At 57.8% G+C, this 15,707-nt stretch carries 16 protein-coding genes; 2 read left to right on the top strand and 14 right to left on the bottom strand.

Annotated elements, in window-relative coordinates:
- Positions 1-3: 3 nt before the first annotated feature.
- From EDC30_RS11555 to EDC30_RS11515, 9 genes are all read right to left on the bottom strand, one after another.
- Complete coding sequence (locus tag EDC30_RS11555; RefSeq protein ID WP_132258990.1) at positions 4-984, bottom strand: sulfonate ABC transporter substrate-binding protein; 981 nt, start codon at positions 982-984, stop codon at positions 4-6.
- A gap of 119 nt (positions 985-1,103) precedes the next feature.
- Positions 1,104-1,694 carry an NADPH-dependent FMN reductase gene (gene ssuE / locus EDC30_RS11550; RefSeq protein WP_132258989.1) on the bottom strand — a complete coding sequence of 197 codons (591 nt, stop codon included), beginning with the start codon at positions 1,692-1,694 and terminating at the stop codon, positions 1,104-1,106.
- Between the two features lie 32 nt (positions 1,695-1,726).
- The gene (locus EDC30_RS11545; protein ID WP_132258988.1) at positions 1,727-2,734 is read right to left on the bottom strand and encodes a sulfate ABC transporter substrate-binding protein; all 1,008 of its coding nucleotides are present in this window, start codon (positions 2,732-2,734) and stop codon (positions 1,727-1,729) included.
- Between the two features lie 374 nt (positions 2,735-3,108).
- Positions 3,109-4,083, bottom strand: a complete 975-nt coding sequence (locus EDC30_RS11540; RefSeq protein WP_132258987.1) for an aliphatic sulfonate ABC transporter substrate-binding protein — start codon at positions 4,081-4,083, stop codon at positions 3,109-3,111.
- A 261-nt stretch (positions 4,084-4,344) separates the two neighbouring features.
- On the bottom strand, positions 4,345-5,355 hold the full coding sequence (locus tag EDC30_RS11535; protein WP_132258986.1) for an ABC transporter ATP-binding protein: 1,011 nt from the start codon (positions 5,353-5,355) through the stop codon (positions 4,345-4,347).
- A complete protein-coding gene (locus EDC30_RS11530) occupies positions 5,352-6,338 on the bottom strand; it encodes an ABC transporter ATP-binding protein (protein WP_132258985.1) in 987 nt (328 codons plus the stop codon). Before EDC30_RS11530 ends, EDC30_RS11535 begins: the two co-directional genes overlap by 4 nt.
- The gene (locus tag EDC30_RS11525) at positions 6,335-7,246 is read right to left on the bottom strand and encodes an ABC transporter permease (RefSeq protein ID WP_132258984.1); all 912 of its coding nucleotides are present in this window, start codon (positions 7,244-7,246) and stop codon (positions 6,335-6,337) included. Before EDC30_RS11525 ends, EDC30_RS11530 begins: the two co-directional genes overlap by 4 nt.
- Entirely contained in the window at positions 7,243-8,223 is a 981-nt protein-coding gene (locus tag EDC30_RS11520) for an ABC transporter permease (RefSeq protein ID WP_132258983.1), read from the bottom strand. Before EDC30_RS11520 ends, EDC30_RS11525 begins: the two co-directional genes overlap by 4 nt.
- A 55-nt stretch (positions 8,224-8,278) precedes the next feature.
- The gene (locus tag EDC30_RS11515; RefSeq protein ID WP_132258982.1) at positions 8,279-9,850 is read right to left on the bottom strand and encodes an ABC transporter substrate-binding protein; all 1,572 of its coding nucleotides are present in this window, start codon (positions 9,848-9,850) and stop codon (positions 8,279-8,281) included.
- 200 nt (positions 9,851-10,050) lie between these two features.
- Here EDC30_RS11515 and EDC30_RS11510 point away from each other — a divergent pair, with 200 nt between their 5' ends.
- Complete coding sequence (locus EDC30_RS11510) at positions 10,051-10,245, top strand: hypothetical protein (RefSeq protein ID WP_132258981.1); 195 nt, start codon at positions 10,051-10,053, stop codon at positions 10,243-10,245.
- A gap of 113 nt (positions 10,246-10,358) precedes the next feature.
- On the opposite strand, the gene EDC30_RS11505 is transcribed toward EDC30_RS11510, so the two are convergent.
- The 5 genes from EDC30_RS11505 to EDC30_RS11485 all read right to left on the bottom strand — a co-directional run bounded on the left by EDC30_RS11505 (position 10,359) and on the right by EDC30_RS11485 (position 14,783).
- Positions 10,359-11,615 (bottom strand): acyl-CoA dehydrogenase family protein, encoded by a 1,257-nt coding sequence (locus EDC30_RS11505; protein WP_132258980.1) that lies wholly within the window; start codon positions 11,613-11,615, stop codon positions 10,359-10,361.
- 22 nt (positions 11,616-11,637) lie between these two features.
- The gene (locus EDC30_RS11500) at positions 11,638-12,369 is read right to left on the bottom strand and encodes an ABC transporter ATP-binding protein (protein WP_207907263.1); all 732 of its coding nucleotides are present in this window, start codon (positions 12,367-12,369) and stop codon (positions 11,638-11,640) included.
- On the bottom strand, positions 12,369-13,229 hold the full coding sequence (locus EDC30_RS11495; RefSeq protein ID WP_132258978.1) for an ABC transporter permease: 861 nt from the start codon (positions 13,227-13,229) through the stop codon (positions 12,369-12,371). The genes EDC30_RS11500 and EDC30_RS11495 overlap by 1 nt, the downstream gene beginning before the upstream one ends.
- 2 nt (positions 13,230-13,231) lie before the next feature.
- Positions 13,232-14,206 carry an aliphatic sulfonate ABC transporter substrate-binding protein gene (locus tag EDC30_RS11490; RefSeq protein WP_132258977.1) on the bottom strand — a complete coding sequence of 325 codons (975 nt, stop codon included), beginning with the start codon at positions 14,204-14,206 and terminating at the stop codon, positions 13,232-13,234.
- Between the two features lie 172 nt (positions 14,207-14,378).
- Positions 14,379-14,783 carry a diacylglycerol kinase gene (locus EDC30_RS11485; protein WP_132258976.1) on the bottom strand — a complete coding sequence of 135 codons (405 nt, stop codon included), beginning with the start codon at positions 14,781-14,783 and terminating at the stop codon, positions 14,379-14,381.
- 125 nt (positions 14,784-14,908) lie between these two features.
- Here EDC30_RS11485 and EDC30_RS11480 point away from each other — a divergent pair, with 125 nt between their 5' ends.
- Positions 14,909-15,700, top strand: coding sequence for an IclR family transcriptional regulator (locus EDC30_RS11480; RefSeq protein ID WP_132258975.1), 792 nt, complete (start codon positions 14,909-14,911; stop codon positions 15,698-15,700).
- The last annotated feature ends 7 nt before the right edge of the window (positions 15,701-15,707 follow it).

Raw genomic sequence — 15,707 nt, 5'->3', positions numbered from 1 at the left:
TCCTTACAGCTTGCCCGGCAGGACAGCATCCTTGATGTTGAGTTTTTTCGGGATCAACTTCAGATTGGTAAATACGTCAGCAATCTTTTGCTGTTCGGCCAGCACGGCTTCGCTGATCGGCTTGATGCCATAGGAAAAACGCGAAGCGGCAAGTTCGACCACTGGCGGTTCCAGACCGAGTTGCGGAGCCAGGATGGCGGTGACTTCCTTGAGGTTTTTCGCGCCCCACTCATCGGCCTTGGCTAACTCGTCGATGATGATCTTGACTATTTCCGGGTTCTTTTCCGCATAGGGACGCGACGCCAGGTAGAACTGGTGATTGCTGACCAAGCCCTTGCCGTCGACCAGAACGCGCGCGCCAATCTGTTTTTCCGCGGCGGCGAGGAATGGATCCCAGATCACCCAGGCATCGACACTGCCGCGCTCGAAGGCGGCACGCGCATCGGCCGGCGGCAGATAGATGGTCTGGATATCCGAGTAAGCGACGCCGGCCTTTTCCAGTGCCTTGACCAGCAGGTAGTGAACATTCGAGCCCTTGTTCAGCGCGATCTTCTTGCCCTTCAGCTCGGCGACCGACTTGATCGGCGAATCTTTCGGCAAGACGATCGCCTCGCCAGCAGGCGCCGGCGGCTCGTTGGCGACATACACCAGGTTGGCATTGGCGGCCTGTGCAAAGATGGGCGGCGCTTCGCCGACCGTGCCGAAATCGACGCTGCCGACATTCAGACCTTCGAGCAATTGCGGCCCGGCGGGGAATTCACGCCACTGCACCTCGATGCCTTGTGCCGCCAGGCGCTTGTCCAGCGTGCCGCGTGCTTTGAGGATGGTCAAGGTGCCGTATTTTTGATAACCGATGCGCAGCACGCTCTTTTCCTGCGCGATGGCGCCGCCTGGCAGCGAGAATGCCAGCGCGCCTGCTGCCGCCGCGAACATCAGGCCAAGTGTGCGGCGCTTGGCATCGCGTTTTGTATGCGAGATAGTCATGCGAATTCCCCTTGTTTGTGATTTTTTGAAAAAGCCCTCCCTCTGCCGGGTGAAATCCCGGCATGGCATTCGCGATCGAGGGCTGGGTTAGAACGAGAAAATACTGTGCAGCTGTACTATCAAACGCTACATCGGACTTGCGAGAAATGAACTGGCTCGTATTCCGTGACGGCCGCTTCCTGCAGGGCCAGCAAACTTGCCGTGAGGCTGTCGATACCTGTCGTCAGGCGGGCGAGGATGGCCGGGTCAATGGACAAGCCGTTTTCTTCCGACCAGATGACTTGCGCATCGGTGGCATAGATACTCGGTAAAACGTGTCGCGCGGAGAGCGAGCTCAGCACCGGGCGCAAGGCATAGTCCAGAGCCAGCATGTGAGACTGGCTGCCGCCGGTTGCCAGCGGCAAGACCAGTTTTCCTGCCAGTCCATCCTGCGGCAGGATATCCAGAAAAGATTTCAACAGGCCGCTGTATGCCGCCTTGTACACCGGCGTGCCGATGATGACTGCATCGGCTTCTGCTACTAAAGCCTGTGCTGCTTTGAGTCCGGCATTGCCGAATTCCGCGTGGACCAGTGCCTGGGCTGGCAAAGTCCGCACCTCCAGGGTAGTGGTGCGCTGGCCACGCAGGGCCAGCTGCTCTGCGGCGTATTGCAACAACCGGCTGGAACGCGATGGTGCCGAGGGGCTACCCGCAATCAACAATATGCTCATTTCTTCTCCCGGATATGCCCCAAGGCCCTCGATTACTTCTTGCCCGGCTGGTAGATTTGATCGAAGCTGCCGCCGTCTGAAAAGTGCGCAGCTTGCGCCTTGGTCCAGCCGCCGAAGACTTCATCGATGGTGAACAGCTTCACTTTCGGGAATTGCGCTGCATACTTCTTGGCGATCTTTTCCGAAATCGGCCGGTAGTAATTTTTCGCAGCGACCTCCTGGCCCTCGTCGGAATACAGGTATTGCAGGTATGCTTCAGCGACCTGACGGGTACCGCGCTTATCGACATTTTTGTCGACGGTGGCTACCGGCGGCTCGGCCAGGATGCTTTGGGGCGGCGCGATAATGTCGAACTTGTCCGGACCCAGTTCCTTGATGGCCAGGATGGCTTCATTTTCCCAGGCCAGCAATACGTCGCCGATACCGCGTTCCACGAACGTCGTGGTCGAACCGCGCGCACCGGAATCCAGCACCGGCACATTCTTGAACAGCTTGCCGACGAATTCCTTGGCGCTGGCGTCAGTCCCGCCCGGCTGCTTCAGTGCATAGGCCCAGGCTGCGAGGTAGTTCCAGCGGGCGCCGCCGGAAGTTTTCGGATTTGGCGTGATCACGGACACGCCCGGTTTGATCAAGTCACTCCAATCCTTGATGCCTTTTGGATTGCCCTTGCGGACCAGGAAGACGATGGTCGAGGTGTAAGGCGCGCTATTGTGCTGCAGGCGCTTTTGCCAGTCTTTGGCAATAAAGCCTTTTTCGGCAATCGCGTCGATGTCATAAGCCAAGGCCAGCGTCACAACGTCGGCCTGGATGCCGTCGATCACGGAACGGGCCTGCTTGCCGGAGCCGCCATGCGATTGCCTGATCTTGACGTCATCACCGGTTTTGGCTTTCCAATACTTGGTGAAGGCGACATTGAAATCCTGGTACAGCTCGCGGGTCGGGTCATAGGACACATTCAGCAAGGAGACTTCGGCAGCGTGCACAGCCGGCACGGTGAGCGCGAGAGCGATACCAACCTGGAGTAATTTTTTCAACAGCATATTTTTATCCTATACGGCAATTGAGTTGCGGGAGATTCAAGATTAAAGGTCTGGCATTAAAAAAAGAACGAATACTTTTGCCATTCCTTATTCGTTTTACTCATATAAACCAGATCAACAGTGAAGCCTTATCGAAAGCTGACGTCTTTGCATTTGACTGCGCTAAGCGACTGCAAGGAAGACCGGACTGCCATGAGGCGCCATGGTCGTACCGGCAATTGACTCAACTTTCAGCGCTCTCATCACGGTCATGTTCATCGCCTTTATCCGACTGATTCAATGGATACAGCAAGGCGACAATCACTACAGCGATTGCCCCGATTGTCGTGATCAGATCAACGTAATCCATGTGATTGATTTATGGGCTGCAAAATTTACTTGGCCGGTTTCCAGATCGGCACGTCGAGTGTGTTCACGCGTTTAGGCAGCAAGCCTTCGGCAAAAAATGCATCCGCGATACTTTGCTGCTCACGCAAGGCGTCTGCCACGACAGTTCGCACTTCATAGCTTCTGCGCCCGTTGGCCAGCTCGATGGTGGAGGCATCGAGTCCCCAGACCGGTGCCAGCAAGGCCGCCGCTTCCCTGGGATTCTGTTTTACCCATCGCCCGGTCTTCTGCAACTCGTCGAACACGATTTTGACGATTTCCGGGCGAGATTCCGCAAAGGGTGCCGCAGCCAGGTAATAGCGCTGGTAATCGGCCACATTGGTGCCGTCGGCCAGGATACGCACCGGGGATTGGCGCTGCACGCCAGCAAGGAACGGATCCCATGCGACCCAGGCATCGACGCTGCCGCGCTCGAAGGCGGCGCGGCCATCAGCCGGCGCGAGATAAGCCGGTTGAATATCCTTGAATTTCAATCCTGCCTTTTCCAGCAAGGCAATGAGCAAGTAATGGCTACCGGCTGCCTTGGTCACCGCCACTTTTTTACCCTTGAGATCGGCCACGGACTTGATCGGCGAGTCCGCTCGCACCACGATGGCCTGAGCCGAAGGCGATGGCGCTTCCTGCGCGACATACGCCAACTTCGCGCCTGCCGCCTGGGCAAAGACCGGGACGGTATCGGCGACATCGGCACTCAGATCGACGCCACCGACATTCAGTGCTTCGAGCAATGGCAAGCCGCTGCTGAATTCGTGCCAGCTCACTTTCAGACCATGCGGCGCCAGCAATTGATCAAGCGAGCCGCGCGCCTTGATAATCGTAAGTAAGGTCGATGATTTTTGGTAGCCAATGCGCACAGTGTCCGATGCTTTCTGTGCATATGCAGGCATACTCACCAGCAAGGGCAACCCTATCAACGATGAAATGAACGCACGGCGCGCGGACTTGAATGCTGGAATGGACATACTGGATCCGAGTTCGAGGTGAAAACGGATTGCATTCTAGGCAAGGACTTGAAGCGATCAAACGAATGTTTTTGCAGATTGATATCGGTTTTGCGAATACACCGTGCGGTATATGCTTATGCAATCAAATTCGATTACATACTGCTCCCGCTGCACTATATTGAAAGCGTCTCCTCCAAATCATCCGATTGGAATTCACACGCCACCAGCAATGGTGGCGTTTTTTTATCCGGTTATCTCGATTAATAACGTACTAGAAAATTAATCGTCTTGACGGTTCAGATGACAGGCAGACCAATGTCCGGGCGCCACTTCCCGTAACTTCGGTTCGTCAACCTGGCAACGCGGCACGGCATGCGGGCAGCGTGAATGAAAACGACAACCTGAGTGTATTGTTTCCATCGACGTCCCCTCCCCAGCAATCGGAATCGCGCGCCTTTGCCCGACATCCAGGACCGGCATGGAAGCCAGCAGCATCACGGTATACGGATGATTCGCCCGCAGGAAAAGTTCTTCCGTTGGCGCGATTTCCACGATGCGCCCCAGATACATCACGGCGACCCGGTCAGCCATATGCCTGACCACGCCCAGGTCGTGGCTGATGAATAGATAGCTCAACCCCAGTTCGGCACGCAATTGCATGAACAGATTGATTACCTGGGCTTGTACCGATACATCGAGCGCAGCCACAGGCTCGTCGCACACCAGGAATTGCGGCTGCACGGCAATGGCGCGGGCGATGCCGATGCGAGCCCGCTGGCCGCCGGAAAACTGGTGAGGAAAACGCTGCAGCATGGCTGCATCCAGCCCGACCTTTTGCAAAAGATCGGCAACGTACGTTTCCTTATCCTTTTTTTGTACCAAGCCATGCGCAACCGGCGCTTCACCCACGATGTCGACGACCCTCATCCTTGGATTGAGCGAGGCATACGGATCCTGGAAAACCATTTGTGCGGCAAGCTGCTTACGGCGACTAGCTTCGTTATCCAATTGTTCCAGAGGTTTTCCCTGCCAGTGCACCGTGCCGCGCGAAGGCTGCAACAAGCCCACCGCAATGCGCCCCAGGGTAGACTTGCCACTTCCCGACTCGCCTACCAGCCCCACTACTTCACCATGACTGACCGATAGCGAGACGCGGTCAACTGCATTGACAACGGGCTTACTGGCATTGCGCGTCATTACCCGCGCAATGCGCCCGGCGAAATCGACAGGCTGGGAAAACGTCTTGCTGACATCGTCGAATTCGAGGATAGGATTTGGATGCTGGCTCATGCGCCCTCCTCCATCACCGGGTGGAAGCAACGCACCAGCCGTCCATCCATGTGTTCGAGAGCCGGCACACTGTGACAAACCGACGTGGCACGCGCACAGCGGTCGCGAAAGGCGCAGCCATCCGGCAGTGCCGACAAGGGCGGCACCATGCCGCGAATTTGCGGCAACGGCTGACCACGCGGATTGCGCGATGGCGCCGAAGCGATCAAGCCATGCGTATAAGGATGGCGCGGCTGCTGCAGCACACGTTCGACCGTGCCGATTTCCACGATGCGGCCGGCATACATCACTGCCACCGTATCGGCAAAACCGGCGACCACGGCAAGATCGTGCGTAATCCAGATCAAGGCCGTGCCAGCCTCGCGGCATAGCGCCTGCATCTGCGCCAGGATCTGTGCCTGGATCGTGACATCCAGCGCGGTGGTCGGCTCGTCGCAAATAATCAGGTCCGGCTTGTTAAGCATGGCGATGGCAATGGCAACCCGCTGCCGCATGCCACCGGAAAACTGATGCGGATAGGCGAGCAGCCGTTCATCGGGGGACGTAATGCCAACTTTGGCGAGAGCCTCTCGTGCCAGGTCGCGCGCGGCACGCTTGCCGATGCGGCGGTGTGCGGTGATGGCTTCGATCATCTGCGTATCGATGCGCAGCACCGGGTTCAGGCTGGTGGCCGGGTCCTGAAAGATCATGGCGATGCGGTTGCCGCGCAAATCGCGCATGCCATGCTCGTCCAGAGCACGCAAGTCTTTTCCCTGGAATTGGATACTGCCCGCGCTGATACGTCCCGGCGCATCCAGCATCCTCAAGATGGAAAAGGCAGTCATGGATTTGCCTGAGCCCGATTCGCCAACCAGTCCCATGATCTGGCCTGGATGGATCTCAAACGACACATCGTCCACCGGCCTGAGAACCGCACCTCCGCTCGGGATTTCCGTCGTCAAGCCTTTGACGGCGAGGGTCGGCAAAGTGTTCGGGCCAGTCATGGCATCCTCACTTCCAGGCGCGGATTCAGCACATCCCGCAGGCGGTCCGCTACCAGCGTGATCGCCGCCACCATCAGCAACAAGGCGATGCCCGGATACAAACTGATCCAGTATTTACCGGACAACATATACTCAAAACCATTGGAGATCAGCAGTCCAAGCGACGGCTCCGTCACCGGCAAACCGAGACCAAGGAACGACAAGGTCGCTTCCAGCGAAATTGCCGATGCCACCTGCAGTGCAGCCACCACGATCAGGGGCGGCAGACAGTTCGGCAGCAAATGGCGAAACAGGATGCGCGCATCCGATAAACCCAGTGATGTCGCCGCCTCGATATATTCCTTGCGGCGTTCGACCAGTGCCGTGCTGCGCGCGGTCCTGGCGTAATACGCCCACTGCGCCGCAGCCAGCGCGAAAATGATCTTGCCAAGTCCCGGTCCGCTCAACGCCAGCAGCACCAGGGCAATCATGATCGACGGGAAGGACAATTGAATATCCACCAGTCGCATGAGGATGGCATCGATGCGGCCACCACGGTAGCCTGCCCAAAGCCCGACGATCAGTCCGATGCTCAGCGCAATCAGTGTGCTGACGACACCCACCGTGACCGAGATACGCATCCCGTACAGGATCGCCGACAGCATGTCGCGCCCTTGCGCGTCCGCACCCAGCAGGAAAGTCAGGCTGCCATCCGTCGACACGGCCCCCGGCGCCAGGCGCGCATCCAGCAGGTTAAGCCTTGAAAGGTCATACGGGTTTTGCGGCGAGATCAGCGGCGCAAGCAGCGCAGCCAGGAGAATGGCTGCAAGGAGCAGCGCGCCGGCTGTCGCGGTACGGCTGGAGAAATAAATCCGTACAACACGCTGCCATGCTGCCGATTCGCGCTGAGGCTGTGTCATGGCAGTCATTGTGCCGTTCCTCCAGCCAGACGCACTCTAGGGTCCAGCAGGGAATACACCAGGTCTGCCGCCAGGTTAATCAGCACGAATAGCGTCGCCACCAGAATCATGTAGGCGACAATTACAGGCCGGTCCAGCACGCGGATCGAATCGATGATCAGCTTGCCCATACCAGGCCAGGCGAACACGGTCTCCGTCACGATGGAAAACGCGATGATTGCCCCGAACTGCAGCGCCAGCACTGTCACGATCGGGATGAGAATATTCTTCAGCACATGCACGCCGACGATACGAGCGGAAGACAAACCCTTGGCACGCGCGAACTTCACATATTCCTGCTGCATCGCGTCCAGCGTCCCGGCACGGGCAAGGCGAGTGATCAACGCGACATTAGCGAGCGCCAGGTTCAAGGCCGGCAACATCAGGTGGCGCAAGCCTTCAAGGCTCAGAAAACTGACCGGCACGCCGAATATCAAAGTTGTCGGCCCTCTTCCACCGGCCGGCAGCCAGCCCAGCTGTACTGCAAAAAACATGATCAGCATCAGTCCTACCCAGAACGTGGGCAGCGATATGCCGAGGATGGATGCCGCCATGATCGCTTTGCCGATAACGCTATCCAGTTTCAGTCCAGCCCATAGTCCAAGCGGAATGCCGAAAACGATGGCGATCAGGATTGCCGCCACCGCCAATTCCATCGTGGCAGGCAAGCGCTCAAGGATCAGGCCGAATGCCGGCGTGGAGTAAACATACGATGTGCCCATATCGCCTTGCGCAGCATTTTTGAGGAACAGGATGTACTGGTGCCACAATGGCTGATCGAGGCCGAATGCAGCAATGATCTGCGCCCGCTCTGCCTGGCTGGCATCGGGGCTGATCAGCACATCCACCGGATTGCCGATCGCATGCACACCGGCAAAGACAAGCAGGGACATCGCCAGCAGGACGATAAGGCTTTGCATCAGGCGACGAAGCACGAAAGCGATCATGGCTTATCGCTCCGCGACTCGAGTGCAAGCCTGGGCATTCAAAGCAGGCGCCATACTACTGAGGATGAAAAAGGTGGGCAAAGGTAAACTCATCGGTCCGCGCAGTGTACTTCAATCCCTTGCGCATTGCCCAGGTTGCATACTGATGGTGCAGCGGCACCACCGCATACTCGCCCAAGGCAATTCCTGCGGCGTCGCGGGCAAACTCTTCGCGCTGCGCCGGCTCCACCGATGACAAGGCATGACGCACAAGATCATCGACGGCAGGATTACTGTATTTCCCCCAATTCCAGCTTCCCCACCCAGTTTGCGGATTGGACGTACCAACCACGGTGCGCAGCGCAAAGTCACCGGCCAGCGACCCCCATCCGAGCAGCGCAGCGCTGAACTCGCCATTGCGCGCCTTGCCGAAATAAACCGAAAGCGGCAATGTTTGCACGCGCGTCGCGATGCCGACCCGATTGAGAAACTGGGCTACCGTTTGCACCACTGCTGCGTCGTTGATATAGCGATTGTTAGGACCATGCAGCATTAGCGCAAAGCCATCCGGGTAGCCCGCTTGCGTCAGCAATTTTTTTGCGCCTTCAGGGTCGTATTTCTCAACCGGCAGATCTGGATTGTGACCAAATATTCCCGGCGCCACCAGATTCGAAGCCGGCAGCGCCAGACCCTCCATGGTACGGCTGACCAGGGCCTGCCGATCGATCGCCCTGGAAATCGCTTGCCTGACCCGGATATCGCGCAAGGGATTGCGCGGCAATGGCTTGCCAGCTTTATCGGTGATGAATGGCGATGGCCGGTCGGACTGGTCCAGATGCCAGAACAGGGTGCGCCAGGAGACTTTCTGCTCCAGGTGCAAATTCGGGTCGGCCTTGATCCGTTCGATATGCGCGGCCGGTACGCCTTCGATGGCATCGACATCCCCTGCCAGCAAGGCCGCCAGGCGCGGCGCATTACTGGTAAGAATGCGCAGGCTGACCTTGTCCCAGGCCGGCTTTTCGCCCCAATAAAACTCATTGCGCGCCAGTTCGATGCGGTCCCCACGCAGAAATTGCACCAGCTTGAATGGTCCGCTACCGATCGCCGCTTTCCCGCTATTGAAATCGGCGGTTTTCGCATGCAACGCCGCTTTCTTCGAAACGATGAAAATCGAACTCAGGTCCAGCGGCAGCGGCCCGTACGGCCTTGCCGTCTTGAGGATAATGGTGTGCGGATCGGGAGCCTCCTTGGCTACGATCTGCTTGGTATAGCTCGTAAATGGCCCCGGACTACTGACCAGGGTGGCCGGGCGGTCCAGCGAAAACAGCACATCCTCGGCTGTCAGCTCGGTACCGTCGTGGAACTTCACGCCTGACCGCAACCTGAATTCCCACGTCGTCGCATCCACGGCACGCCACGACACCGCCAGTCCGGGCACCAGTTGACCATCTGGATTAACCGCGACCAGCGTATCGAACATATGCGAGGCCAGCGCAATATTCGGGGCGATATTCAGATAATGCGGATCGAGCGTGGACACGTCTGCAGCCAGGCCAATTCGTAATGCCGCAGCGTGCGCAGGCAGGCCGGCGCCGAGCGACAGGAGCAAACCTGCCAGCGCGACAATATTCTTTAGTCTTGACTGCATCCTGCACATGGCTTTCCTTCATTGCCCGACGATTCGCGGCGCGGTGAATTTCTGTCTGAAGGCTGACAGTATATAAATATTCAAAAATATTCGTTTTGACTTGCCCGATCGCGACCTAAGCTTGTAACTCATCCGATGATCATTCTTTTGTATATCATCGCAAGCGCATCACGCCAAGCTTTATCAAGGACGGAAAGACAATGGCAGTCAGCTTCGAGCCGCAATTTCACAAACGCGTCAATCGCAATCAAGAGGAACGAGCCTGGATTGCGCTTCCGCATCCCAGAACCCTCGTGCCGGTGAAGTCTATGTTCTATCGGCAGTGGCAGTTCGAGGAGCGGGTGCGATTACAGGAAGCGGGCGAAATCGTTTTGCATAACGACAGCGAGGAGTAACGCCAGGCACAACCGCATGGCGCATGGGACATGGCATTTTAGTTTTGCCGCGAGAGGCATGCATCTTGCGGCATGCCCTTTATCTAGAATAAGTTCAAATAACGAGGCGCCACTCAGGAATAGATGGAAGGCGCCGGCACCGTTCCCGTCAGCACCCAGCTCCCCACATCCTTCAGCTTGTAGTCGAGCGAGTCGTGCAAGGTATGCACCCGTACGTTGCGCCAGAAGCGGTCGAATCCATACTTCGCTGCGGTAGCGCGCGCGCCCATCACCTCGAAAATCTTCGAAGTCACTTCGAGCGCGGCGCGGGCAGCGACAAGCTTTGCCTCGTAAATCGTCACAGCCAGCCTTCCACGCTCATCCGCAGTCAAGGCGTCGCCACGCTCCCAGGCTTGCTGCAACTGGCCTTCCGCGGCTTCCGTCAAGGCGATTGCGCTACGCAGCGCAATCCACAAGTCGCCGTAATGTTGATGGACGAACGGATCATCGATTGCCCTGGCAACGCCGGAAGTCATCCATGGCTTTGCGTGCTCGTGCGTATATTTCCAGGCATTCTGCAGCGCCCCCTGAGCATTGCCGATATAGATTTCCGTCAGGATGACCTGCGACACCAGGGTGCGCAGCGTCGCCCTCGGCGTGCCGGCAGTGCCCGGCGGCCCCAGCACCTCGTCGCGCTCGACCCGCACGTTATCGAAAATCACTGAACCGCTGTCGGTTTGACGTTGCCCCAGATTGTCCCAGTCGTCCAGAACATGAATGCCGGCGCGCTTGGTTGGGATGGCAAAGAATACGCGCTCATCCGGACGCTCCGGATGCGGCGCCGTCACATTCAGCATGTCCGAGCCAGTCGCTCCCGAACAAAATGTCTTGGTGCCGCTCAATTCGTAATAGCCGCCCTCCTCGCGCCAGACCAGCCGCACCTGATTGCCCAGGCTATTGGTGCCATTCCCCCAGAACCAGCCTTCGGACACGGTCCCGCCCAGATAACGCGCTTTCTGCACGGGGTTGGCAAACAGGATGATGCTGGCCACTTGCAGGTGTTGAAAGGCAAACAGGTGGGCAAGCGAACTGTCGACTTCGGCAAAACGGCGAATGACGCGGTAAATAAATGGCCAGGAAGCTTCCGGACCGCCGAATGCGGCAGGCACCGCAAGCGTCAGCAAGCCGCTATCACGCAAGGCTTGCCGTTCGGCCCAGGCAGTGCCGCCTTGCCGGTCGCGTTCGGGCGCGGTCAACGCCAGTACCGAAGCCGTTCGCTCCACCGCCTCCGTCAGCGCGCCAAAGTCACGATGAAAAAGGTGATGCGGTTTGCCATGCTCAGAGCCGGCAGCTTGTTGCTGCAATTCGCTCAAATTGGGTAAGTTGCCCATCTTGCCATCCTATCTGTCGTTCTCAAATTGCATGCGACTCGTGCAGTTCGGCCAGCGCCTCGGCTTTCAATGAAACCAGCCATTCGTCGGCACGGTTGCGTGGTTGCGGCAGCGGCACATGAATCGACTTGCGCACATTCCCGGGGCGGCTACCCATGACCAGCACGCGGTCGGCCAGATACAACGATTCATCGATGTCATGCGTCACGAGCAGCAAGGAAATCCCGTGCTCGCGCGCCAGGCTCAACAGCAAATCCTGCAGCTTCATTCGGGTAAATGCATCGACTGCGCTGAAGGGTTCATCCAGCAGCAAGACGCGCGGACGCGAGTACAAGCCTCGGGCAATCGCCACCCGCTGCGCCATGCCGCCGGAGAGCTGTTTCGGCAAGGCCGACTCCCAGCCGCCCAGCCCCACTTCTTCCAGCAATTGCGAAATCCATTTCTGGTCAGCTTGTTTGCCATCGGCGAAGCCAATGTTTTGCGCCACCGTCAGCCATGGCATCAGGCGCGGTTCCTGGAACACGTATGCCACGCCGGAATTGCGGCGCGCCGTCAGCTCGGTCGCGTACTCGACATTGCCCGCGTAGTCCAGGTCCAGACCCGCCGCGATCCGCAGCAATGTACTCTTGCCGCAACCACTGGGGCCGAGCAAGGCCACGATTTCCTGCTCGGCCAGTGCCAGCTCCACGTCTTCCAGCACCACGGTTGCGCCGAAGGTTTTTTGCGCGACGCGAATATTGAGGAGCTTACTCACTATGCGGCTCCTGCAAATACATCCCGCCATTGCAGACTGCGCGCTTCCCAGTATTTCAAGACGCTGTCGGTGAGCTTGCCCATGGCTGCCAGCACAATGATCGCCACCAGCACCAGGTCCGGCCGGGACACCTCGCGCCCGTCGGTCAACAGGTAACCGATACCCTGGGTCGCGGCCAGAAGTTCCGCCGCCACCACGCACAGCCATGCCATCGACAAGCCGCTGCGCAAGCCGGTAAACAGATAAGGCTTGGCGGCCGGGATGAAAATGCGGCGGACCAGCGCCAATTGGGATAAGCCATACATGCTGCCGACCTCGACCAGTTTGCGATCCACATTGCGGATTCCCGCAACAAGGTTCAGGTAGACCGGAAAGAATGCGCCGATCGCAATCAAGGTAATCTTGGAAGTCTCATCGATCCCCAGCCATATCAGCAGCAGCGGCACCCATGCCAGGCCAGGCACGGCACGCAGGGCCTGAAAGCTCGGCTCGATATAGTCTTCCGCCACCTTGCTCAAACCGACCAGCGCGCCAAACACGATGGCCAGCATGGCGCCAATCCCGAATCCGGCAAATACGCGCTTGGCGCTCGCAGCGATATGGCGCCACAAAGGACCATCAGCGAGTTCAAGCAAGGTATAGAACAGGTCGCTCGGGGCTGGCATCAAGTGAGCCGGCACCCAGCCAAGGCGCACAGAGGCTTCCAGGCCCGCCAGCACAACCGCCGGCAGCGCGAGCCCACGCAGCCAGGCCAGCGGTTGAGAGCGCAATGAAATAGCAAATGTGCGTACCCTCGACGTGCTGCTGAGATCGGCTGCTTTGGCGCCCTCCGCCCCCAGGATGATGGCTTGCCCGGACATGATTACTTCTCCGCGACGACGTCGGCTGCAATGCGCGCGTCGATCAGGGTATTCAGCGGGCCATCCACATCGGCATTGCGGCGCAGGATACCGTCCTGACGCAGCAATGGAATCACCGGCTTAATTGCCTCGATATGCGCTGCACCCGGCACGGGGCGGTCAAAGCTGTAGCGCCCCATTTGCAAAGCGATCACCTCCACCGGCAGCTTGGTTTCCTCGGCCACCAGTTCGGCAGCCTGCTTCGGATTGGCGACAATCCAGCGGCGTGCCCGCTCGTATGCCTTCAGCACCGCACGCACGGCCTGCGGCTGCTCGCTCAAAAACGATTCGCTGGTATTGAGAAACGCCCCCAGGCCAAATGCCGGATTGCGATACACGAAGCGCGCGCCGCCATTCTGTGCCGCAGCCATATGCGGATCCAAGCCGGCCCAGACATCGACGCGCCCCTGCTCTAGCGCCGTACGCCCTTCGGGATGCTGCAGATGGACGATCTCGACATCGGATGGCTTCAGGCTATTTGCATCAAAAGTGCGCAGCAGGAAGAAATAAGGATCGGTGCCCTTGGTGGCGGCAACTTTCCTTCCCTTGATGTCAGCCACAGCGCGAATCGGCGAATTCGCAGTCACGACGAGCGCGCTAGGCTCAGACCATTGAAAACTGTAGACGGCTTTGACCGGCTGACCGTTGGTACGCGCTACCAGCGCAGAAATGCCAGAGGTAAGCGCAAAGTTGGATGCACCGCTATTCAGGAATTCCAGAGAATTATTGCTGCCACGTGAAAACACCCAGCTGATCTTCACGCCTTGTGCCTTGAATTCCTGTTCCAGCCAGCCATTGCGTTTGATGACCAGGCTCTGCGGCGAATAATAAGCGTAGTCGAGTTTGATTTCTTTCAGTGGCTCGGCCTTCGCCGCACTTGCGAAACCAAGTGCGGAAGCCAGCAATACTACGGTGATTTTTTTGATTGTCTTGTACATTGTTGTTCCATCCCTTTTGAGTGCTGTATGCACCGATGGTAGGGAAGAACAAAAGCACAGACAACGAAGCATTTCGCATATTTATATGACATGCGCAAACGCAGTACGGATGTGCTGCCAGATTACAGTCGCCATCCGGCGTAACTGGAACAGCAGGTACGATATCCTGTATTTAGATGCGGCCAATAAGCAGCGGCAGCAGAATCACCGCCCATGTAGCCATGGCGAGAAGAACGGCGAGCAAGACTGCCGCACTGCCCAGATCCTTGGCATTCTTCGACAAAGGATGGCGTTCCAGTGACACACGATCGACGATCGCCTCAATGGAAGAATTGATCAGCTCGGTAATCAACACCAGGACCAGCACGCCAATCAACAGCAGTTTTTCCACCGGGCTTACCGGCACAAGCAGGGCAACGATGAAACCGGGAATGGCAACCATCAGTTCCTGGCGAAACGCATGCTCATGCGTCCAGGCAGTTTTCAATCCGGCTAGCGAATAACACAGTGCGGACGAAATCCGTTTCAAACCGCTCTTGCTTTTGAATTCGCTGAATGAGGAATCTTGGTTGGACATGCATCACCGCCTTGGCCGGTAAAAGACTCGGATTGTAGCAGCGTATATGACACAAAATTTCCTACGGGTCTTTTTGATTTTTTCACATTGTGGTATAAACAAACATCGCCTTACATTTTCACGTTATGAAACCCGATTCCACAAGTGATACGGACAAAACCTCGATCCAGGTGATCGAGCGCATGGTAGCGCTGCTGGATGCCTTGGCAGAACAGCCGGATCCAGTCAGTCTGAAAGACTTGGCGGCAACGACTGGTCTACATCCCTCTACTGCGCACCGCATCCTCAATGACCTGGTGCTGAAGCGTTTCGTCGATCGCTCCGATCCGGGCTCCTATCGTCTGGGCATGAGGCTGCTAGAGCTGGGCAACATCGTCAAGAGCCGCATCAATGTGCGTGAAGCGGCACTCGAATTCATGCGCAACCTGCACCGGAAGACGCATCAAACCATCAACCTGTCGGTACGCCAGGGTGACGAGATCGTCTATGTCGATCGTTCCTTCTCGGAGCGTTCCGGTATGCAAGTGGTACGGGCTATCGGCGGCCGGGCGCCTTTGCACCTGACATCCACCGGAAAGCTTTTTCTGTCGCTGGACGATCCCAAGGCTGTACGCGCCTATGCAACCCGTACCGGGCTTGCCGGCCACAACAAGAATTCGATTACCGACTTGACCAAGCTGGAACGCGAGCTGAGCATGGTGCGCGCACTCGGCTATGCGCGGGATAATGAAGAACTGGAACTCGGCGTGCGCTGCATGGCCGCCGGCATCCGGGACGATTCCGGGCGACTCGTCGCTGGCCTGTCGATCTCTGCGCCGGCTGATCGCCTGCAGGAAGAATGGCTGGAAGATCTGATCGGCACGGCATCGCAGATTTCCGCCGTGCTGGGTTATGTGCCGCAGGGCGGTGCATCCTGACGATGCT

It is taken from the genome of Paucimonas lemoignei, assembly GCF_004342585.1.
GTDB lineage: Bacteria > Pseudomonadota > Gammaproteobacteria > Burkholderiales > Burkholderiaceae_D > Paucimonas > Paucimonas lemoignei.
The sequence above is the reverse complement of the archived record's forward strand: the minus strand, read 5'-3'. Positions and strand labels throughout refer to the sequence as shown.

What these genes read in the sequence shown, in the direction of transcription:
- EDC30_RS11555 (WP_132258990.1), bottom strand. Translation starts at nt 984, where the DNA reads ATGACTATCTCGCATACAAAACGCGATGCCAAGCGCCGCACACTTGGC.
- ssuE (WP_132258989.1), bottom strand. Translation starts at nt 1,694, where the DNA reads ATGAGCATATTGTTGATTGCGGGTAGCCCCTCGGCACCATCGCGTTCC.
- EDC30_RS11545 (WP_132258988.1), bottom strand. Translation starts at nt 2,734, where the DNA reads ATGCTGTTGAAAAAATTACTCCAGGTTGGTATCGCTCTCGCGCTCACC.
- EDC30_RS11540 (WP_132258987.1), bottom strand. Translation starts at nt 4,083, where the DNA reads ATGTCCATTCCAGCATTCAAGTCCGCGCGCCGTGCGTTCATTTCATCG.
- EDC30_RS11535 (WP_132258986.1), bottom strand. Translation starts at nt 5,355, where the DNA reads ATGAGCCAGCATCCAAATCCTATCCTCGAATTCGACGATGTCAGCAAG.
- EDC30_RS11530 (WP_132258985.1), bottom strand. Translation starts at nt 6,338, where the DNA reads ATGACTGGCCCGAACACTTTGCCGACCCTCGCCGTCAAAGGCTTGACG.
- EDC30_RS11525 (WP_132258984.1), bottom strand. Translation starts at nt 7,246, where the DNA reads ATGACTGCCATGACACAGCCTCAGCGCGAATCGGCAGCATGGCAGCGT.
- EDC30_RS11520 (WP_132258983.1), bottom strand. Translation starts at nt 8,223, where the DNA reads ATGATCGCTTTCGTGCTTCGTCGCCTGATGCAAAGCCTTATCGTCCTG.
- EDC30_RS11515 (WP_132258982.1), bottom strand. Translation starts at nt 9,850, where the DNA reads ATGCAGTCAAGACTAAAGAATATTGTCGCGCTGGCAGGTTTGCTCCTG.
- EDC30_RS11510 (WP_132258981.1), top strand. Translation starts at nt 10,051, where the DNA reads ATGGCAGTCAGCTTCGAGCCGCAATTTCACAAACGCGTCAATCGCAAT.
- EDC30_RS11505 (WP_132258980.1), bottom strand. Translation starts at nt 11,615, where the DNA reads ATGGGCAACTTACCCAATTTGAGCGAATTGCAGCAACAAGCTGCCGGC.
- EDC30_RS11495 (WP_132258978.1), bottom strand. Translation starts at nt 13,229, where the DNA reads ATGTCCGGGCAAGCCATCATCCTGGGGGCGGAGGGCGCCAAAGCAGCC.
- EDC30_RS11490 (WP_132258977.1), bottom strand. Translation starts at nt 14,206, where the DNA reads ATGTACAAGACAATCAAAAAAATCACCGTAGTATTGCTGGCTTCCGCA.
- EDC30_RS11485 (WP_132258976.1), bottom strand. Translation starts at nt 14,783, where the DNA reads ATGTCCAACCAAGATTCCTCATTCAGCGAATTCAAAAGCAAGAGCGGT.
- EDC30_RS11480 (WP_132258975.1), top strand. Translation starts at nt 14,909, where the DNA reads ATGAAACCCGATTCCACAAGTGATACGGACAAAACCTCGATCCAGGTG.